Source organism: Aeromonas sp. QDB63 (assembly GCF_027707425.1).
GTDB lineage: Bacteria > Pseudomonadota > Gammaproteobacteria > Enterobacterales > Aeromonadaceae > Aeromonas > Aeromonas caviae.
Genome location: NZ_JAPCIS010000013.1, coordinates 14681 through 34964, shown reverse-complemented (window position 1 = coordinate 34964; position 20284 = coordinate 14681). Strand labels below are relative to the sequence as shown.

General features: G+C 63.6%; 18 protein-coding genes and 1 tRNA gene. 13 read left to right on the top strand and 6 right to left on the bottom strand.

Annotated features, from left to right (window positions below; all coding sequences use genetic code 11):
* Positions 1 to 25 precede the first annotated feature (25 nt).
* The 10 genes from hlyD (at position 26) to rraA (ending at position 12694) form a co-directional block, all read left to right on the top strand.
* Positions 26 to 994 carry a secretion protein HlyD gene (hlyD, locus tag PG879_RS10740; protein WP_039039648.1) on the top strand — a complete coding sequence of 323 codons (969 nt, stop codon included), beginning with the start codon at positions 26 to 28 and terminating at the stop codon, positions 992 to 994.
* Positions 991 to 2760, top strand: a complete 1770-nt coding sequence (locus PG879_RS10735) for an ATP-binding cassette domain-containing protein (RefSeq protein WP_270830164.1) — start codon at positions 991 to 993, stop codon at positions 2758 to 2760. The genes hlyD and PG879_RS10735 overlap by 4 nt, the downstream gene beginning before the upstream one ends.
* Complete coding sequence (locus PG879_RS10730; protein ID WP_270830163.1) at positions 2757 to 3866, top strand: ABC transporter permease; 1110 nt, start codon at positions 2757 to 2759, stop codon at positions 3864 to 3866. Before PG879_RS10735 ends, PG879_RS10730 begins: the two co-directional genes overlap by 4 nt.
* 3 nt (positions 3867 to 3869) lie before the next feature.
* The gene (locus PG879_RS10725; protein ID WP_270830161.1) at positions 3870 to 4970 is read left to right on the top strand and encodes an ABC transporter permease; all 1101 of its coding nucleotides are present in this window, start codon (positions 3870 to 3872) and stop codon (positions 4968 to 4970) included.
* Between the two features lie 296 nt (positions 4971 to 5266).
* The gene (gene nirB, locus PG879_RS10720; RefSeq protein WP_270830160.1) at positions 5267 to 7813 is read left to right on the top strand and encodes a nitrite reductase large subunit NirB; all 2547 of its coding nucleotides are present in this window, start codon (positions 5267 to 5269) and stop codon (positions 7811 to 7813) included.
* Positions 7813 to 8130 (top strand): nitrite reductase small subunit NirD, encoded by a 318-nt coding sequence (gene nirD / locus PG879_RS10715; protein ID WP_201895026.1) that lies wholly within the window; start codon positions 7813 to 7815, stop codon positions 8128 to 8130. Before nirB ends, nirD begins: the two co-directional genes overlap by 1 nt.
* A gap of 135 nt (positions 8131 to 8265) precedes the next feature.
* Positions 8266 to 9078, top strand: a complete 813-nt coding sequence (gene nirC, locus PG879_RS10710; protein WP_270830159.1) for a nitrite transporter NirC — start codon at positions 8266 to 8268, stop codon at positions 9076 to 9078.
* A 12-nt stretch (positions 9079 to 9090) separates the two neighbouring features.
* Positions 9091 to 10497, top strand: a complete 1407-nt coding sequence (gene cysG / locus PG879_RS10705; protein ID WP_270830158.1) for a siroheme synthase CysG — start codon at positions 9091 to 9093, stop codon at positions 10495 to 10497.
* Positions 10498 to 10629: 132 nt separating this feature from the next.
* A complete protein-coding gene (mgtE, locus tag PG879_RS10700; protein ID WP_167826166.1) occupies positions 10630 to 12054 on the top strand; it encodes a magnesium transporter in 1425 nt (474 codons plus the stop codon).
* A 154-nt stretch (positions 12055 to 12208) separates the two neighbouring features.
* Positions 12209 to 12694: a ribonuclease E activity regulator RraA gene (gene rraA, locus PG879_RS10695; protein ID WP_010676045.1), complete on the top strand. Its 486-nt coding sequence runs from the start codon at positions 12209 to 12211 to the stop codon at positions 12692 to 12694.
* Positions 12695 to 12964: 270 nt separating this feature from the next.
* Here rraA and PG879_RS10690 read toward each other — a convergent pair whose 3' ends face one another.
* From PG879_RS10690 to PG879_RS10680, 3 genes are all read right to left on the bottom strand, one after another.
* Entirely contained in the window at positions 12965 to 13639 is a 675-nt protein-coding gene (locus tag PG879_RS10690; RefSeq protein WP_010676046.1) for a 7-cyano-7-deazaguanine/7-aminomethyl-7-deazaguanine transporter, read from the bottom strand.
* A gap of 144 nt (positions 13640 to 13783) precedes the next feature.
* Entirely contained in the window at positions 13784 to 14071 is a 288-nt protein-coding gene (locus PG879_RS10685; RefSeq protein ID WP_041211964.1) for a DUF3630 family protein, read from the bottom strand.
* A gap of 10 nt (positions 14072 to 14081) precedes the next feature.
* On the bottom strand, positions 14082 to 15509 hold the full coding sequence (locus PG879_RS10680; RefSeq protein ID WP_039039658.1) for a protein adenylyltransferase SelO: 1428 nt from the start codon (positions 15507 to 15509) through the stop codon (positions 14082 to 14084).
* Between the two features lie 104 nt (positions 15510 to 15613).
* Between PG879_RS10680 and PG879_RS10675 the strand changes: the two genes are divergently transcribed.
* Positions 15614 to 15916 (top strand): c-type cytochrome, encoded by a 303-nt coding sequence (locus PG879_RS10675; protein ID WP_039039659.1) that lies wholly within the window; start codon positions 15614 to 15616, stop codon positions 15914 to 15916.
* Positions 15917 to 15964: 48 nt separating this feature from the next.
* Here PG879_RS10675 and recQ read toward each other — a convergent pair whose 3' ends face one another.
* On the bottom strand, positions 15965 to 17800 hold the full coding sequence (gene recQ, locus PG879_RS10670) for an ATP-dependent DNA helicase RecQ (RefSeq protein WP_039039660.1): 1836 nt from the start codon (positions 17798 to 17800) through the stop codon (positions 15965 to 15967).
* A 131-nt stretch (positions 17801 to 17931) separates the two neighbouring features.
* Here recQ and PG879_RS10665 point away from each other — a divergent pair, with 131 nt between their 5' ends.
* Positions 17932 to 18396, top strand: coding sequence for a thioesterase family protein (locus tag PG879_RS10665; RefSeq protein ID WP_039039661.1), 465 nt, complete (start codon positions 17932 to 17934; stop codon positions 18394 to 18396).
* A gap of 123 nt (positions 18397 to 18519) precedes the next feature.
* Positions 18520 to 19047: an AbiTii domain-containing protein gene (locus tag PG879_RS10660; RefSeq protein ID WP_010676052.1), complete on the top strand. Its 528-nt coding sequence runs from the start codon at positions 18520 to 18522 to the stop codon at positions 19045 to 19047.
* Between the two features lie 265 nt (positions 19048 to 19312).
* Here the strand turns inward: PG879_RS10660 and PG879_RS10655 are convergent.
* Positions 19313 to 19389, bottom strand: a tRNA-Pro gene (locus PG879_RS10655).
* A 141-nt stretch (positions 19390 to 19530) separates the two neighbouring features.
* Positions 19531 to 20256, bottom strand: a complete 726-nt coding sequence (locus PG879_RS10650) for an MOSC domain-containing protein (RefSeq protein ID WP_270830157.1) — start codon at positions 20254 to 20256, stop codon at positions 19531 to 19533.
* Positions 20257 to 20284 lie beyond the last annotated feature (28 nt).

Sequence of the window (20284 nt, the reverse complement as noted above, 5' to 3'; positions counted from 1 at the left end):
AGAGCCATCCTCAAGGAGAAGCAGCATGAAACAACGCATTGCAATCGTGGCCCTGCTGCTAACCGTTATCGGTGGCTACCTCTGGTGGCAGGGGCGCCCGGCCGACGGCTCCATCCTCTACGGCAACGTCGACATTCGCGACGTCAATCTGGCCTTTCGGGTCGGCGGACGCGTCGATCAGGTGCTGGTCGATGAGGGGGATAGCGTGAAAGCGGGTCAACTGCTGGCCCGCCTCGATCCGGTTCCCCTCACCCACAGCCGCGACAGCGCCCGCGCCAATCTGGCTGCGCTCACTGCCGCCAACGCCTTGATCCACAAAGGCTATCGCAGCGAAGAGACCGACCGCGCCCGGGCCGCACTGGCCGCCGCAGACGCCGCTGCACTGGAGGCCAACCAGCAGTGGCGCCGCCAGAGCGCATTGGCAGCCACCGGCGCCATCTCCCGCGGTCAGCTCGATACTGCCCGCTCCCAGCGGGATCAGACCCAGGCGCAGGTGCGCTCGGCCCGCGAACAGCTCGCCCAGCTCGAAACCGGCTACCGCCCGGAGGAAATCGCCCAGTCCGATGCCCAGCTGGAAGGGGCCAAAGCGGCGCTCGCCAGTGCCGAGCTGGCGCTGGCGGATGCCAGCCTGACCACCCCCAGCGACGGCATCATCATCAGCCGCGCCATCGAGAACGGCAGCATGGTGCAGAGCGGAGCGACCGCCTTCAACCTCTCCCTGACCGCGCCGGTCTGGGTGCGCGCCTATGTGGAGGAGCCCTGGCTCGGCCACTTCCCGAGCGGCGCCAAAGTGACGCTCACCACCGACTCGCGGCCGGATCAGCCCTATCACGGAGTAGTGGGATTTGTCTCGCCCACCGCCGAGTTCACTCCGAAATCGGTGGAAACGCCGGATCTTCGCACCCACCTCGTCTACCGGCTGCGCATCGTGGTACAGGATCCCGACCCGGCCCTGCGCCAAGGGATGCCGGTCACCGTCAGGCTGGCCCCATGAGCTGCGCCATCTCCCTCGAGGGGCTCACCAAACGCTTTGGCGATCGGGTCGCCCTCAACGCCATCTCGGCCACCATTCCGGCTGGCGGCATCACCGGGCTGGTGGGCCCCGACGGCGCCGGCAAGAGCACTTTGCTACGCCTGCTGGCCGGTCTGCTGATCCCGGAAGCGGGCACCATCCGGGTGCTGGGGCTGGATCCGGTGAGCGAGGGGGATCTGCTGCGTCAGCGCCTCGGCTACATGCCCCAGCAGTTCGGCCTCTACGAAGATCTCAGCGTGCTGGAGAACCTCACCCTCTACGCTGACTTGCGCGGCGTACTGGAGCCCGAACGCACGCCCACCTTCGCGCGGCTGCTCGCCTTCACCGATCTTGCCCGCTTCACCGCAAGGCCGGCAGGCAAGCTCTCTGGCGGGATGAAGCAGAAGCTCGGGCTGGCCTGCGCCCTGCTCGGCACCCCGGATGTGCTGCTGCTCGACGAACCCGGGGTCGGGGTCGATCCCATCTCCCGCCGCGCCCTCTGGCAGATGGTGCGCGAGCTGGCCAAGGGGGGGATGACGGTGCTCTGGAGTACCGCCTATCTCGATGAGGCGGAGCTGTGCGACCACGTGCTGCTGATGGCGGATGGCGAGGTGCGCACCAGCGGCACGCCGGCCGATCTGATGGGGGCCATGGCCAGCCGCTGCTGGCTGCTGGAGGCGGGGCAGCTGGATGGCCGCGAGCGACGCGCCCTGCTGCACCGGGCACTGGCTCACCCGTCGGTGATGGATGGCGCGGTGGCGGGGGAGCGGGTGCGCCTGCTGCTGCACCCGGGCATGACGCCCCCGCCGCTCCCGGAGCTGCAACTGGCCAACGGCGCCTTTCAACCAGCCCAGCCCCGGCTGGAGGATGCCTTTATCGACCTGCTCGGCGGCGGCCCCGGCGGAGAGTCGAGCCTGGCAGCCGGGATGCGAGAAGCCGAACTGCCGCAGGGGGTCTCCCCCGAGGCAGTGATCGAGGCGCGCCACCTCACCAAACGCTTCGGCGATTTTGCCGCCACCGATGATGTCAGCTTTGCGGTGCGCCGCGGCGAGATCTTCGGCCTGCTCGGCCCCAACGGGGCGGGCAAGTCCACCACCTTCAAGATGGAGTGCGGCCTGCTGCGCCCGAGCGAGGGACAGGCGCTGGTGACCGGCATCGATCTGGCCCACAGCCCCTCGGCGGCACGTCAGCGCCTCGGTTACATGGCGCAGAAGTTCTCCCTCTACAAGCAGCTCACCGTGGCCCAGAACCTCGCCTTTTTCGCCGGTATCTACGGCCTGTTCGGCCGCCACCAGCAGACGCGGATCGACGCCATGGTGACTGCCTTTGCCCTCGCCCCTTGGCTCGATCAGAAGGCGGAATCCCTGCCGCTCGGCCTGCGCCAGCGCTTGTCGCTGGCCTGCGCCCTGCTGCACGAGCCGCCGCTGCTGTTCCTCGACGAGCCCACCTCCGGGGTCGATCCGGTGACCCGGCGCGAGTTCTGGTCGCACATCAACGCGCTGGCCGACCACGGCGTCACCGTGCTGGTCACCACCCACTTTATGGATGAGGCGGAGTATTGCGACCGCATTGCCCTCATCTATCGCGGCAAGCTGCTGGCGCTCGGCACTCCGGACGATCTCAAGGGGCTGGCCGCCAAAGAGGCGGCGACCTCTTTGCCAACCGGCTCCTTGCAGACCTGTTCTTTGCCAACAATGGAAGAGGCCTTTATCACCCTGGTCGAGCGGGCCAGCGAGGAGGACGCATGAGCATCAACCGTCGACGACTGCTGGCCCTCTGCCGCAAGGAGTCGCTGCAAATCGTCCGTGACCCGAGCAGCATCCTCATCGCCTTCATCATGCCGGTGGTGCTGCTGGTGGTGATGGGCTACGCCATCAATCTGGATGTGGACCATCTGCGCCTCGGCATCTGGCGCACCGACAGCGGCGCCCCGGCGGTGCGGCTGGAGCAGGCCCTGCGCGGCTCTACCGCACTGGAGATCCACAGCGGCCCGAGCAAGGAGTCCCTGCTCGCCAGTCTGGCCCGTGGCGAGATCCGCGGCCTGCTGGTGATCGATGACGGCTTCTCCCGCGCGCTGGCCGGTCAGGGCAATGGCACGCCGCAGGCGCTGCTGCTGACCGACGGCTCCGAGCCCAACACCGCCAACTTCGTCACCAACTATGTGCAGGGGATCTGGCAGGGGTGGCTCGCTGGCGAGGGGGTCGCCATGCCGGTGTCGATAGAGAGTCGCGCCTGGTTCAACCCGGCGCTGGTGAGCCGCAACTTTCTGGTGCCGGGCTCCATTGCGGTGGTGATGACCATCATAGGCGCCCTGCTCACCTCCCTGGTGGTGGCGCGGGAGTGGGAGCGCGGCACCATGGAGGCGCTGCTCGCCACCCCGGTCACCAAGGGGGAGCTGCTGCTCTCCAAGCTGCTGCCCTACTATGGCCTTGGCATCATCGCCATGCTGCTCTGCCTGCTCTTCTCGGTGGCGGTGATGGGCGTGCCCTGGCGCGGCTCCCTGCTGCTGCTCTTTCTGGTCACCAGCGTCTTTCTCGGCAGCGCCCTCGGGCTCGGGCTGTTCCTCTCCACCGTGATGCGCAGCCAGTTCAACGCCGCCCAGGCGGCGCTGATCGCTGCGTTTCTGCCCGCGGTGATGCTGTCGGGCTTCGTGTTCGAGATCGCCAGCATGCCACCGCTGCTTCGGGCCATCACCCACCTCATTCCGGCCCGTTACTTCGCGAGCTCCTTGCAGACCCTCTATCAGGCGGGCAGCGTCTTCTCGATCCTGCTGGTCAACGGTTTCTGTCTGCTGCTGCTGGCCGGTTTCTGGCTGGCCCTGACCGCCCGCAAGACGCGGCGCACTCTGGAGTAACCCATGCTGATCCGACTCTGGTGGCTGATCCGAAAAGAGCTGCAGGCCCTGATGGGCAACACCCAGGGGCGCTTTCTGCTCATCATGCCGGTGCTGCTGCAAACCGCCCTCTTCCCGTTTGCCGCCACTCTGGAGGTGACCGGCAACACGCTGGCCATCTACAACCAGGATGGCGGAGCCCAGAGCCGCGAGCTGCTGGAGCGCCTCACCCATATGCCCGCCTTCACCACCATCATCCCGGTGCAAGGCGAGGCGGGCATGACCGAGGCCATCACCGGGCAGCAGGCACTGCTCGGGCTGATTATTCCGGGGGATTTTTCGCGCCGGCTGGCGCGGGGCGAACCGGCCAAGGTGCAGCTGATCATCGACGGCCGCCGCTCCAACGGTGGTCAGGTGGCGGCGGGTTACATCAGTCAGGTGATCGCCCGCTGGCAGAATGAAGAAGGGAACGCAGGCAAGGCGCCGCCGACCCTCGCGGTGCGCAACCTCTACAACCCCAACGTCGAGTTCCACTGGCATATCCTGCCGGCGCTGGTGGCCATCATCACCACCACCGGCTGTCTTATCGTCACCGCCCTCTCGGTCGCGCGGGAGCGGGAAGAGGGCACCTTCGATCAGCTGCTGGTTTCCCCCCTCACCGCAGGCTGGATCATGGCGGGCAAGGCGGTGCCCGGCATCCTGGTGGCGGTGGGACAAGGGTGCATAGTCGCGCTGGCCGCCCGCTTCGTCTTTCACCTTCCCTTTGCCGGCAGCCTCAGCCTGCTGATGGCGGGCATGGTCTGCTACGGGCTGGCACTGGCCGGGATCGGGCTCTTCATCTCATCGTTCTGCTCGACCCAGCAGCAGGCCTTTCTCGGAGTCTTCTCCTTCACCGTACCGGCAGTGATCCTCTCGGGCTACATCTCACCGGTGGAGAACATGCCCCAGGTGTTCCAATGGCTGGCGGCCATCGACCCCCTCACCCACTTCATCGTGCTGCTCAAGGGGGTCTTTTTGAAGGGGCTCGGCTGGTCGGCCGCCTGGCCCCTGATCTGGCCCCTGCTCGCCATCGCCGGCGTCACCCTGTCGCTGGCGCTCGCCATGTTCCGCCGCCATATCGCCTGACGTGCCGCCTTGATCAGCTGATGCCGGTCTCGCCCAGTGCGAGACCGGCCTTTTTCCGACATAAGTTTTCACTCCCCGGCAGTTGGTAAACCGGGCTTTCCCTCCACCATCCCTCACCCCGAGCCAGCCCAGAAATCATTAACTGGTATACCTATTTTTGTATAGTGTTGAATTTTCTCGAATTACCCCTGAGGAGATATATAAATAGACACTTGATTTGCATCAATCGCCCACCCCTGCCGACTGGGTAGCCTAGCCCCAGAATGATGTTTTATTACTCCAAACTTGAGGCAACTATGAGCAAAGTCAGACTGGTCGTTGTGGGCAACGGCATGGTGGGGCACCGCTTCATCGAAGAGCTGATCGAGCGGGCCGATCCGGGCCGCTACGAGATCACCGTCTTCGGTGCAGAACCCCGTCCCGCCTACGATCGCGTCCATCTCTCCTCCTATTTCTCCCATCACACCAGCGAAGATCTCTCCCTCGTCAAACCCGGCTTCTACGACAAGCATGGCATCCGCCTGCTGCTCGGCGAAGCGGTGAAAAAAATCGACAGGGCCAACCGCGAAGTGCACTCCAACAAGGGCACTGTGGTCGGGTACGACAAGCTGGTGCTGGCCACCGGCTCCTACCCCTGGGTGCCGCCCATCCAGGGCAGCCAGCACCACGAGTGCTTCGTCTATCGCACCATCGAGGATCTGAAAGCCATCCGCAGCGCCGCCAGGAGCGGCAAGAGCGGGGTGGTGATCGGGGGCGGTCTGCTTGGCCTCGAAGCCGCCGGTGCCCTCAAGGCGCTGGGTCTCGAAACCCACGTGGTGGAGTTTGCTCCTGTGCTGATGGCCGAGCAGCTCGACGGTCAGGGCGGCCAGCTGCTGCGCCGCAAGATTGAATCCATGGGCGTGCAGGTACACACCAGCAAGAGCACCAGCGAGATCCTGATGCATGGCGGCGAGCAGGCGAAACACCGCCTCGCCTTTGCTGACGGCAGCCAGCTGGAAGTGGACGTGGTGGTCTTCTCCACCGGCATTCGACCGCAAGATACCCTGGGCCGCTACGGCGATCTCGCCATCGCCGAGCGCGGCGGCATCGTCATCGACGATCACTGCCTCACCTCAGACCCCGACATCTATGCCATCGGCGAGTGCGCCGCCTGGCAGGGCCGCTTCTTCGGGCTGGTGGCACCGGGCTACAAGATGGCCCAGATCACCGTCGACCATCTGCTCGGCGGCGACAGCCGCTTCGAAGGGGCGGACATGAGCGCCAAGCTCAAGCTGCTCGGCGTCTCCGTCGGCTCCATCGGTGATGCCCACGGCCGCACTCCGGGCAGCCACAGCTATGTGTTTCAGGACGATCAAGCCGGCGTCTACAAGAAGATCGTGGTGAGCGAAGACAACAGCCGATTGCTCGGCGCCGTGCTGGTGGGTGACGTGGAAGATTACGGCAACCTGCTGCAGATGATGCTCAACGCCCTGCCGCTGCCGAGCCACCCGGATACTCTGATCCTGCCCGCCTACGCCGGTGCCAAGCCGACGCTGGGGGTGGATGCCCTGCCGGAGAGCGCCCAGATCTGCTCCTGCTTCGACGTCTCCAAGGGTGACATCGCCAAGGCGGTGGCCGAGGGCCACACCACGCTGGCCGCCATCAAGCAGCACACCAAGGCCGGTACCGGCTGCGGCGGCTGCGTGCCGCTCATCAGTCAGGTGCTCAACGCCGAGCTGGTGAAGCAGGGCATCGAGGTCAACAACCACCTCTGCGCCCACTTCCCCCACTCCCGTCAGGAGCTGTTCCATCTGGTCAAGGTGGAGGGGATCAAGAGCTTCGACGAACTGCTGGCCAAACATGGCCAAGGCTATGGCTGCGAGGTGTGCAAACCGACCGTCGGCTCCATCCTCGCCTCCTGCTGGAACGAGCATGTGCTGAGCCCGCTCAACACCCAGCTGCAGGACACCAACGACATCTTCCTCGGCAACATGCAGAAGGACGGCAGCTACTCCGTCATCCCGCGTATGGCCGGTGGCGAAGTGACCCCGGAGGGGCTGCTGGCAGTGGCCGAAGTGGCCCGCGACTACAAGCTCTACACCAAGATCACCGGCGCCCAGCGCATCGGTCTGTTCGGGGCCCAGAAGGATGATCTGCCCGCCATCTGGCGCAAGCTGCTGGCAGCGGGTTTCGAGACCGGTCAGGCCTACGCCAAGGCACTGCGCATGGCCAAAACCTGCGTCGGCAGCACCTGGTGCCGCTTCGGCGTGCAGGACAGCGTCGGCCTCGGGGTCTTCCTCGAGAACCGCTACAAGGGCATTCGCACCCCCCACAAGATGAAGTTCGGCGTCTCCGGCTGTACCCGCGAATGTGCGGAAGCCCAGGGCAAGGACGTCGGCATCATCGCCACCGATGCTGGCTGGAACCTCTATGTGGGCGGCAACGGCGGCATGAAGCCGCGCCACGCCGACCTGCTGGCGTCTGACCTCGACCGCGAGACCCTGATCAAGCTGATCGACCGTTTCATGATGTTCTACGTCACCAGCGCCGACAAACTGCAGCGCACCTCGGTCTGGCTTGGCAACCTGGAAGGGGGGGTCGACTACCTGCGCGAAGTGATCGTCGACGACAAGCTGGGGCTGGCCGAGACACTGGAGCGCGATATCCAGACCCTCATCGACAGCTACGAGTGCGAATGGTCGCGCACCCTCAACGAAGAGGAGGCGCTCAAGCGTTTCAGCCACTTCATCAACAGCGACAAGCGCGACCCGGACGTTCAGTTCGTCAGCGAACGCGACCAGCACCGACCGGCGACCCCGGCCGAGCGCATCCCTGTCTACCAGATCGAGGTGGAGACCAAATGATGAAACTTGCCTGCCAACTCAACGATATCCTGCCGGGAACCGGCGTCTGCGCTCTGATCGAGGGTCGTCAGATCGCCCTGTTCCGCCCGAGCGCGGCCGCCGAAGTGTTCGCCATCGACAACCGGGATCCCTTCTTCGCCGCCAACGTGCTGTCGCGGGGCCTGATCTGCGAACACGACGGCGAGCTCTGGGTCGCCAGCCCGCTCAAGAAGCAGCGCTTTCGCCTGCGCGACGGCCACTGTTTCGACAACCCTGAGATGTCGGTGCAGAGCTACCCCATTGAAGTGCGCGACCAGCAGGTCTGGGTCGCCGTCTAACACCAGACCCCACCCCGGCCCTCCCCTTCACAGGTGAGGGAGCAAAAAGCTCCTCCCCCTTGACAAGGGGGAGGCAGGGGGGGGTTAAAAAACAGTCAGGGCTGCCCGCAGGCGGCCCTCTTGAAGGAAACAAAGATGTATACCGAAACCATCAACAAGTGCGCCGCCAACGCGGCCCGCATCAACCGCTTCGAGCGCAGCGACAAGCTTGGCTTCTGGCTCAGCTCCGCCATGGCGGGGGCCTATGTGGGCCTTGGCATCATCCTCATCTTCACCCTCGGCAATCTGGTGGATCCCGCCATCCGGCCGCTGGTAATGGGGGCCACCTTCGGCATCGCCTTGACCCTGGTGATCATCGCCGGCTCCGAGCTGTTTACCGGCCACACCATGTTCCTCACCTTCGGGGTGAAGACCGGCAAAATTTCCATGGGGGATCTGCTGCGCATCCTGCCGCAGACCTGGGCCGGCAACCTGCTCGGCTCCATCGCGGTGGCGCTCATCTACTCCTACGGCGGCAGCCTGCTGCCGGACGCGGGCAGCCTGGCGCACAAGGTGGCGCTGGCCAAGACCCAGGCACCGGCGCTGACCCTGTTCATGAAGGGCGTGCTGTGCAACTGGCTGGTCTGCCTCGCCATCTGGATGGCGCTGCGCACCGAGGGTGCCGCCAGGTTCATCGCCATCTGGTGGTGCCTGCTGGCCTTCATCGCCTCCGGCTACGAGCACTCGGTCGCCAACATGACCCTGTTCGCCCTCTCCTGGTTCGGTGCCCATTCCGAGGCCTACACCCTGAGCGGCATCGGCCACAACCTGCTGTGGGTGACCCTGGGCAACACCGTCTCCGGTGCCCTCTTCATGGGCCTCGGCTACTGGTATGCCACCCCCAAGGCTGAGCGCCCGGTCGCGGTGAGCGACGCCACCACCACCGCCAGCCAGACCCAAACCGCCTGATCAGGAGGCCCCATGGACTACTTGCCCATCTTTTGCCTACTCGACAACAAACCCGTGCTGCTGGTCGGCGGCGGCGAGGTAGCAGAGCGCAAGGCGCGCCTGCTGCTGGATGCCGGTGCCCAGCTCACCGTGGTCGCGCCCGAGCTCGACCCCGAGCTGGCGGAACTGGCTGCCAACGGCAGCATCGAGTGGCTGGCCGGTGAATTCGCGCCGCCGCAACTGACGGGCAAGTGGCTGGTGGTGGCCGCCACCGATCGGCGCGAGGTGAACGCCCTGGTCTACCAGAGCGCCAATCAGGCGCGGATCTTTGCCAACGTGGTGGATGACCCGAAACGCTCCAGCTTCATCATGCCGTCGATCATCGATCGCTCGCCGCTGATGGTGGCCATCTCCTCCGGTGGCAAGGCGCCGGTGCTGGCCCGCTTGCTGCGGGAAAAACTCGAGGCCCTGCTGCCGCAACATCTGGGGGCCGTGGCGACCTTCGCCGGCAGCCTGCGGGAGCGGGTCAAGGCCCGCTTCGCCACCATGGGCGAGCGGCGCCGCTTCTGGGAGCGGCTGCTCGGGACGGATCGGCTCGGGCAGGCACTGGCACGGGGTGATAGCGCCTCAGCCAATCAGCTGGCCGACAATCTGTTTGCCGACGAAAGCCAGACCGGTGGCGAGGTGGTACTGGTGGGAGCTGGCCCCGGCGATCCGGGTCTGCTCACCCTGCACGCCCTGCGCCAGATGCAGCAGGCGGACGTGGTGGTCTATGACCGGCTGGTCTCGGACGAGGTGATGGCCCTGGTGCGCCGCGACGCCAAACGCATCTTCGTCGGCAAGCAGGCGGGCAACCACTGCGTGCCGCAGGAGGGGATCAACCAGCTCTTGCTGGAGGAGGCGAAGAAGGGGCAGCGGGTGGTGCGGCTGAAGGGGGGTGACCCCTTTATCTTCGGCCGTGGCGGCGAGGAGCTGGAGACGCTGGTCGGCAGCGGCATCGGTTTTCAGGTGGTGCCGGGGATCACCGCTGCCAGCGGCTGCGCGGCCTACGCCGGTATTCCGCTGACCCACCGCGATCACGCCCAGAGCGTGCGTTTCGTCACCGCCCACGGCAAGGGGGGCGCTCAGGATCTCGACTGGCCGCTGCTGGCCAAAGATCGGCAAACGCTGGTCTTCTATATGGGGCTCTCCTCCTGCGCCACCATCCGCGAACAGTTGCTGACCCACGGCAAGGCGGGCAGCACCCCGGTGGCGCTGATCGAGCGAGGCACCCAGCCAAGCCAGCGGGTCATTCGCGGTACCCTCGATCAGTTGCCCGCGCTGGCGGTGGGCGTCGAGAGCCCGGCCCTCATCATGGTGGGTTCGGTGGTGACCCTGGCCGACCAGCTTGCCTGGTTCGGGCAAGGATGCACCGCCAACGCGGCCCTGGCCTCGGCCTGATCGCTGCATCCATTCCAACGCCACCCTCGGGTGGCGTTTCTTTTTCTGCATTTACAGTCATAACCTCTTGTTTTGAGTCTGGTATCCTATGGGGACTGTCCGCCGGATCACCGAATTCAGGAATTCTGCTTCATGTCCCTCCCCCCCAAGAACAGCGCCAAACAGCGTGAACACGACAGAGCCCGCATCCTCACGCTGCTGCTGGCCGATGACGCCCTCACCGAGAGCCTGCTCGACCCGCAAGGGGAGCAGGACGCAGCGCTTCGGGACCAGACCAGCGAGCTGACCCGGCTGGTCAACAGCCTGCCCGCCGCCGATATCGCCGATGCGCTGGAGTCCCTGCCGCCGGACGAGCGCCACGTGCTGTGGCAGCAGGTGGATGCAGACAAGCACGGCCAGATCCTGGTGGAAGCGTCGGAGACGGTGTGGGACAGCCTCATCAGCGGCATGAGCGACAAGGAGCTGCTGCACGCCCTGAGCACCCTCGACATCGACGACCAGATTTACCTGGGCCAGCACCTGCCCCGCAACCTGATGGGGCGGCTGCTCACCTCCATGGCGCCGGTGGACAGGGACAAGGTGCGGGAGGTGATCCGCTACGGCAAGCACACAGTCGGCGCCATGATGGACTTCGAGCTCATCACGGTGCGGCCCGACGTGACCCTGGCCACCGTCCAGCGCTATCTGCGCCTGCGCGGCCAGATCCCAGAGAACACCGACAAGCTGTTTGTCACCGATCGGCGCAACCGGCTGCAGGGGGAGCTGCCCCTCACCGTCGTGCTGCTGCACAAGCCCGAGACCCTGGTGAGCGACGCGATGGAGAAGGATCCGGTCACCTTCGATCCGGAAGACAACGACGAGGCCGCCGCCCGCACCTTCGAGCGGGACGACCTGGTCTCCGCCGCCGTGGTGGATGCCAGGGGCAAGCTGATGGGCCGGCTCACTGTCGCCGAGGTGGTGGATCTGGTCTATGAAGAGAGCGACACCGACCTGCGCCGCATGGGGGGGATCAGCGAGGAAGAAGACGTGTTCGCCCCCGTCTCCAAGGCGGTCAAGACCCGCTGGGCCTGGCTCGCCATCAACCTCTGCACCGCCTTCGTGGCATCGCGGGTAATCGGCCTGTTCGAGCACACCATCTCCCAGCTGGTGGCGCTGGCGGCCCTGATGCCCATCGTCGCCGGCATCGGCGGCAACACCGGCAACCAGACCATCACCATGATAGTGCGGGCGCTGGCGCTGCAGCATATCCAGACAGGCAACGTCTCCTTCCTGCTGTGGCGCGAGCTGGGGGTGGCCCTGATCAACGGCCTGGTGTGGGGCGGCATCATGGGCATCGCCACCTTCCTGCTCTATCAGGATGCGGCGCTGGGGGGCGTGATGACGCTCGCCATGATCCTCAACCTGCTGGTGGCGGCCCTGATGGGGGTCATCATCCCCATGACCATGAGTCGGCTAGGGCGCGACCCGGCGGTGGGGGCCAGCGTGATGATCACCGCCATCACCGACACCGGCGGCTTCTTCATCTTCCTGGGGCTGGCGACCCTGTTCCTGCTCTAGGGCCCGAGGCTGACCGTCTGCGGCGCCTGCCATGACGCGGGGCCGCTTTCGCGCAAAAACGGAATTTCCCGCCACTGGGCAAGGAATAGTCGTTGAAATGCCAACCCCACTCCTTATACTGGATCCACCTGTTTCCAGCGGTGGATCTGACACAATGGAATACAACACTTCAGAACTGTGCGACATCTATCAGGACATGGTGGATGTGCTCGAACCCATGCTCTGCTCCTTCGGCGGCCGCGCCTCTTTCGGCGGCGTCATCACCACAGTCAAATGCTTCGAATCAAACGGCCTAATCCGTGAACTCGTCAAAGAGAACGGCGTTGGTCGCGTGCTGTTGATCGACGGTGGCGGCTCCATGCGTCGTGCCCTGATCGACAGCGAGATCGCCACCACGGCGGCGGAAAATGAGTGGGAAGGGATCGTCTGCTACGGTTGCGTCCGTGAGGTCGATATCCTGGAAGATCTCGACATCGGCATTCAGGCCCTGGCGGCCATTCCGGTGGGCGCCGACAGCAAGGATATCGGGGAAACCGATCTGCCGGTCAACTTCGGCGGCGTCACCTTCCTGCCGGATGACCACCTCTATGCCGATACCACTGGGGTGATCCTCTCCCCCGATGCCCTCGACATCGAGTAAACAGCGCTGAGTGAAAATGGGAGCCCTGGCTCCCATTTTTTATGCCCGCTGATGGCGGAAAAGACGCAAAAAAGAGGGCCAGTAAACTACTGGCCCCTTAACTGGAAGCAATGTGAGCAATGTCGTGCCTTCACAAGAAGTCCATCACGTTGGAACAAATGAAGTCTTTCCCGGAAAACAAGTTAACAATAATCATTCTCATTTGACTGTGCAAGCCTTATTTGCGAAGATCGCAAAAAAATTGACCACCCATGGGGGTGGTCAATCTCATCAGGCTTGTCGCGTAGCAGCTTGCAGGCCAGCCAATCCGGCCTCCCCCACCAGCTTGCGGCTGAGATAGCGCAGCAGCACACCGTAGAGCGGCACAAACAACCCCAGACTTATCAGCAACTTGAATACGTAATCCACGGTCGCGATCTCGACCCAGTGCTCAGCCATGAAGGGATCCGTGCTGCGCCAGAAGGCGATGCTGAAGAAGGCGATGGTATCCACCAGATTGCCGAACAGGGTGGAGGCCGCCGGTGCCACCCACCAGGCTTTCAGCAGGCGCAGGCGGTTGAACACCACCACATCCATGAACTGGCCCACCAGATAGGCCATAAAGCTGGCTAACGCGATCCGGGCAACAAAGAGATTGAACTCTGCCAGATTGCCCACCCCCTGGAAGCTCCCTTCGAAGAAGAGTACCGAGAGCACGTAGGATACGGTCAATGCCGGCAGCATCACGGTCTGGATGATCTTGCGCGCCAGGCCTGCGCCGAAAATCCGCACCGTCAGATCGGTGGCCAGGAAAATGAACGGGAAGCTGAAAGCACCCCAGGTGGTGTGGAAGCCAAAGATGGTGATCGGCAGCTGCACCAGGTAGTTGCTGCTGGCAATGATCAGGATGTGGAACAACGAGAGACGCATCAGTGCCGTCTGGTACTGAGCCGGAGTCAGGTTCATATTGTGACCTTTTTGGTTAATGGGGTTAGGGAACCCATATCGCCACCATGGCGATAATCAAGGGGCGAGATTATACGCCCCAAAATTGATAGTTCAATCTTTATGCGGTTATCTCAAGGGATTGACTCGCATCGCACGCCAAGCTCACTCCCGGGACTGCCGAGCCAGCCAGAGCAGCGCCTCCGCGTCGTCCGGCTGCACCGCCGCCAGCCAGCAGCCGCTGTAATGTTCGTACTCGAGCCGAAAGCGGCTGCCTTCAAACTCCAGCAGCCAGCTGTGGCGATCCGCCCCCCACTCCCGCTCGAGTGCCGCTAGCTCCCACTCCTGCAACAGGGCCTCGGCCAGAGTCGGGAAGCTGTCCCAGTCAAGGCCCGGGCAGGTCAGCATCACCACCCCGGCTTCCCTGTCTGTCTGCGTGATACGCCAGTTCATCCGTTGCTCCTCAACTGCTGCACGAGAGCTCGCCCCCGCAATACCAGCCCGGATGCGGGGTGGCGAGATCCTCGTATTCGGGTTGGTCATCATAGGGGTGCTGCAGGGCCGCAAACAGCCGCTCGAACGGCGCCATGTCGCCCTGTTCTGCCGCCTCTATCACCTGCTGGGCCAGGGCGTTGCGCAGCACATACTTGGGATTGACCGCGTCCATCTGCCCCTTGCGCACACCATCCACGCTCCCTTCCCGGGCGAGGCGTGCCCGATAGGCCTCAAGCCACCCCTGCCAGACGGCAGGATCGGGCAACAGGGCCAGCAGGCTGGCGGGCCAGTCACCCTGAGCGGTCAATTCCCCCAGCCGTCGCAGGAAGATGTGGTAATCCACCTTGTGCGCCGCCAGCAGCCGGAACAACTCGCGGAACAGCGCCGGATCCTCCTCTTCCCACACCGCCAGCCCCAGCTTGGCGCGCATCAGCTCGGAGTAGTGCAACATCAGCTGATGCTCGTACTGGGCCAGGGCCGACGCGAGCGCGTCACCATCCATATGGCCGGCCAGCGCCTGTGCCAGCTTCTGCAGGTTCCAGTAGCCGACCGCAGGCTGCTGATCCAGCGCATAGCGACCATCCGGATCCGAGTGGTTGCAGACGAAGTCCGGCACATAGGCGTCGATGAAACCGTAGGGGCCGTAATCCAGGGTCAGCCCGAGCAGGGACATGTTGTCGGTGTTCATCACCCCGTGACAGAACCCTGCCGCCTGCCACTTGGCGATGAGCCGCGCGGTGCGGCGCACTACTTCGGCAAACAGCTCGGCGCCATCGGCCAGCTCGGGGAAGTGGTAACGCCGCGCATAGTCGATGAGGGCGGGGATCTTTTCCCCCTGCCCGCTCCAGGCGAAATACTCGAAGTGACCGAAGCGCAGATGGCTCGGCGCGGTGCGCAGCACGGTCGCCCCGCTCTCCACCTGCTCCCGGTAGACAGGCTCGTCACTGCCCAGCAGCACCAGAGCCCGGGTGGAGGGAATGCCGAGGGCATGCAGCGCCTCGGAAGCCAGGTACTCGCGAATGCTGGATCGCAGCACGGCACGGCCGTCGCCGAAGCGGGAGAATGGCGTCTTGCCCGCCCCTTTGAGGTGCAGGTCCCAGCGGCTGCCATCAGGCGCCAGCTGCTCCCCCAGCAGCACAGCGCGGCCATCCCCGAGGCGCGGGCTGTAACCACCGAACTGGTGGCCCGCATAGACCTGGGCCACCGGCTGCATGCCCGGCAGGGGCTGCCCCTGGCCGCAACAGGCGAGCCACTGCGCCTCGCTCACCTCCCCGAGCCCCAGCTCACCAAGAAGCGCACGGTTCAGATGCAGCAATCTGGGGCCATGCAGCGGTTGCGGGGCAACAGGCTCGCAAGCCCAGGGGAGTTCGGTGGCAAAAGTGTTGATCAACTTCATGGTGATGGGGGTTGTCCCTGCGTATGCTCGTGTCACTCTTTATACCGCCGTCGGCTCGTCGAGGCTAACAGGCGATCACGATTATTCATTTCAAGGAGAAGACGATGCCAAAGTGGGTCTATACCCTGCCCCTGCTGGCGCTTGCCTGGGGCCATCAGGCCAAGGCGGCCGACATAGACGCAGGCAAGGCCAAATCCGTGGTCTGTGCCGCCTGTCATGGCGCGGATGGCAAGGCGAGCGTCCCGACCTACCCCCACCTCGCGGGCCAGAACCAGGCCTATCTGCTCAAGCAGATGAAGGCGTTCAAGGGGGGTTCCCGTACCGAGCCACTGATGGTTCCCTTCATGGCGATGCTGACCGAGGCGGACATGGAGAATCTGGCGGCCTATTACGCCAGCCTGAAATAATGCATGGCGCCGACCAACGGGCGCCTTTCCACTGTTTGTTGTGCCAGCCTACCGGCGGCAGTAGTCGATGATCAGGTCCATAAATGCCTCACCGAAGCGCTCCAGCTTGCGGTGACCGACACCGTTGACCGCTAGCATTTCCTCCTCGGTCATCGGCATGAGCTGCGCCATCTCCACCAGAGTCGCATCGTTGAACACCACGTAGGGCGGCACCTCTTCATCCTCGGCGATCTGCTTGCGCAGGGCGCGCAGTTCCTTGAACAGCCGCTTGTCGTAATTGGCGTTGTCGAGCAGGCCGTTGCGCTTCTCCTTGCGGCTGGAGATGGGCTGCAGGCGGGGGACTGCCAGTTCCAGCTTCATCTCGCCACGCAACACGGGTCGGGCCGCTTCGGTCAGCTGCAACACCAGATTGCGGGTGATGTTCTGGGTCAGCAACCCCTTGTGGATCAGCTGGCGGATCACGCTCATCCAGTATTCGTGGCTCTGATCCTTGCCGATGCCGTAGGTCGACAGCTTGTCGTGACCGTGATCCTTGATGCGCTGGTTCAGCGATCCGCGCAGCACCTCCACCACATAACCCACCCCGAAATTCTGTCCCACCCGCCAGACACAGGAGAGCGCCTTCTGGGCGTCTTCGGTGCCGTCATAACTCTGGGGCGGATCGAGGCAGATGTCGCAGTTGCCGCACGGCTTGTCGTTGTACTCGCCGAAGTAGTTGAGCAGCACCTGACGGCGGCAGGTCTGCGCCTCGGCGAAGGCCGCCATCACGTTGAGCTTGTACTGCTCCACCTGCAACTGCTGGGGGTTTTCGATGTTGTCGAGCAGCCGGCGCACCCTACCGATGTCGGCGGGATCGTAGAGCAGCAGCGCCTCCGCGGGAGTGCCGTCACGCCCGGCACGGCCGGTTTCCTGATAGTAGGATTCGATGTTCTTCGGGATGTCGTAGTGCACCACGAAGCGCACGTTGGGCTTGTCGATGCCCATGCCGAACGCCACCGTCGCCACCACGATCTCGATGTCATCCTTGAGGAAGGCCTCCTGGGTCTGCTGGCGCAGCTCCAGCGGCAGACCGGCATGATAGGGTGCCGCCTTGCAGCCGTGGCGGGAGAGCCGCTCGGCCACCTCCTCCACCCGATTGCGGCTGGAGCAGTAGACGATGCCGCAGTTGCCCTTCTGGCTCTGCACGTAGCGCAGCAGCTGCTCCGCCGCCTTGAACTTTTCCACCAGGCTGTAGCGGATATTGGGCCGATCGAAGCTGGCGGTGTGGATGAAGGGATCGTTCAGTTCCAGCCGGTGCAGCATGTCGCTGCGGGTCGCCTCATCGGCGGTGGCGGTGAGCGCCACCACGGGCACCTGGGGGAACCACTGCTTGAGCCGCCCCAGTGCCGCATACTCCGGCCGGAAATCGTGCCCCCACTGGGAGACGCAGTGCGCCTCGTCGATGGCGAACAGGCCGAGCGGCAGCTCCGCCAACCGGTCCATGAACTCGTGCTGCAGCAAACGCTCGGGGGACACATAAACCAGCTTGATCTCGCCTCGGCGCATGGCGGCAAAGTTCTGGATCATCTCCTCCCGGCTCAGGGCCGAGTTGATGTAGACCGCCGCCACGCCGTTGGCACGCAGGGTGTCGACCTGATCCTTCATCAGCGAGATGAGGGGGGAGACCACCACCCCGAGCCCAGGTCGCAGCAGCGCCGGGATCTGGTAGCAAAGCGACTTGCCGCCGCCGGTGGGTTTGAGCACCAGGGCATCGCGCCCTGCCACTATCTGCTCGATGATCTCGAGCTGGCCCGGCCGAAACTGCTGATAGCCAAACACCGCCTGCAACAAGGCAAGGGGATTCTCTGGCTGAGGGTCAGGCAGGGTTTCGGCAATGACGGTCATGGGCTCTCCTTTGGGGTCGCCATTCTAAAGCAGCCGCCGCCCACAATAAACCTGCCATTGCGAGTGTTAAGGAAGTGTTGCAGACTGGCTGGAGTTTTTACTCGGCTTTGATGACAGGGCGGACTCAAGGAATGAAACAGATGCTCAAGAAGATGGCGCTCAGTGGCATAGCCAACCTGTTCGCCGAAAAGATGCCCTTCAACAAACTGATCGGCATGCAAGTCACCCACTACGACTTCGATAAAGTGGAGCTGCGCATCAAGATGGAACAGAAGCTCATCGGCAACCCTTTTCACAACATACTGCACGGCGGGGTCACCGCCAGCCTGCTCGACGTGGCGGGCGGCATGATAGTCGCAGCCTCCTGCATCGACGAGTTGGAGGACTTCTCCCCCAGCTATCTCAAGGAGCGCTTCTCGCGGCTTGGCACCATCGATCTGCGGGTGGACTATCTTCGTCCCGGTCGCGGCAACGAGTTCATCGCCACCGCCCACATCATCCGGGCAGGCAGTAAGGTCGCAGTCGCCCGCATGGAGCTGCACAACGAAGAGGGCACCCACATCGCCTTCGGCACGGGCACCTACCTCGTCGGCTAATGGTTTTTATTGCATAAAAAGTGCGCTTCTAAGCTGATTTTAATCATTAGAATTCTTACCCCCTCCTCCGCTCAGGGTCCATACTGAAAGTCGGGATTCTGTGCAGAGGGAGGATTGCAGACGATGAGCGCGATACTGGCTACCCAACCATCCAGAGCCTTGCTGACACGACTTGAGGCCATGCGCGAAGAAGTGCAGACCCCAGAGTGCCGTCACTGGTTGGAACAGGAGCTGGAGGGGTATTCTCTCTGTTCACCCCTGCCTTGGTATCGCATCATTGCCTGTCGGCAACGCGGTCACTTCCTGAATCTGAAGACGGGAAAATATCTGACTTGCCATATCGGCAGCCAAACGCTAAGCCAACGCGACCTGGCCCAAGTTCAGTTCATCTATGCCCGTGAACCCGCCGCCCACTATTTACTGCGTCACGATTCCCATATCGAGCCCTGGCCGGAATCGCTGCTGGAAGCGTATCGAGAGCAGCTGATCCCTGGTCATCTCTGCCTGCAAGCCTGGCATGAGCCCGTGTCTTCGCTGCGTTCACAACTGATGGAGGGAATAGCACATTTCATTAGTGAGTACCCCAAGCATGCGGCCCTGCAAACCCAACACGGTTTCAAGGCATTGCGGCATCAACACTGGCATATCTGAATGAGCGCCTGGGGCGCAAGGAGGGCACCATCGACAAGACCCATAACGAGATTGTCACAATCTAGAGTGCCGGAGTCAGGATCAGACTCCACCAGTGGGGCCACCGAGCGGTGGCCCTTTTAGTTGGGCAAATGAGGGGGATCGGAGCAGGAACAGGAACAGGAACAGGAACAGGAACAGGAACAGCAATCGACAATGGAAATGTCAGCTTTGCTTCAACAGACCAAATGCGAAAAGGCCGCTCATTGAGCGGCCTTTTCAAATGTGGTCGGTGTGAGAGGATTCGAACCTCCGACCCCTTCGTCCCGAACGAAGTGCGCTACCAAGCTGCGCTACACACCGATGTCTGCGGGGCGAGAATTTACCGAAAGCCCCGACCCGACACAAGCCTTTTTTTGCATTCACTCTAAAAAAATGGCTTTACGCTCAATAATTCAGCGAGTCGCAGGAAAAATCGCCCACAAGGTATCTTTCCGCCTGCCTTCAGTCCTGTCGAGGCAACCTGAACTCGGTCGGCCCCAGCAAACGCCGGCTCCAATCCGCCACCACTCCATGTTCCAGCCAATGAGCCGCATGCTGGCGCCAGTTGGGAGAGAGCGCCGGGTTCTCCAGCAGCAGTTGCAGCTCTTCCTCGTTGCGAGCCTGGTTGAACAGGATGTCGGCGGTGCGCTTCACCGTCAGCTCAGGGTAGGGTCTGTCCACCAGTGTCAGCTCCCCCTGCGGATCCACCCTTCCCTCTTCCAGCACCCGCAGCAGCCAGCCACAGCGGCCACTCAACTGCATCACCTGGGAGAGCTGGCCATAGCCAAAGCGCTGGTTGAGCTTGAAACAGGGGGATCTGGGCTGGCTTATCTGGATCAGCGCCTCTCCAAGTCGATAGACATCGCCGATGCAGGCCTGCGCCTCGGTCAGCCCCAGACCAGAGAGATTCTCGCCAAAGGCAGCAGGCTGCCAGGGTGTGCGTGGTACAGGTAGTCCCAGCGCGGTTTGCCAGGTTTTCCACCAGGCGTAGTGCTCCGCAGGGTAATGGTGCAGGGCCCGATCCGGGCCGCCATGATGGCGTCTGTCGCTCTGCTCATCCCCGCGAAGGCCGAAGAAATCGCACCACAGAGGGGCGTCGGCAGGCTGCTTGTGGATGGCACTGATGAGGCCGGGGGCCTGCTCTGGGTTCAGTTCGGCGCTCTGGCCGATGAAGAGGGAGATCCGCATTCCATTCTCCTGACGGATGGGGGAATGC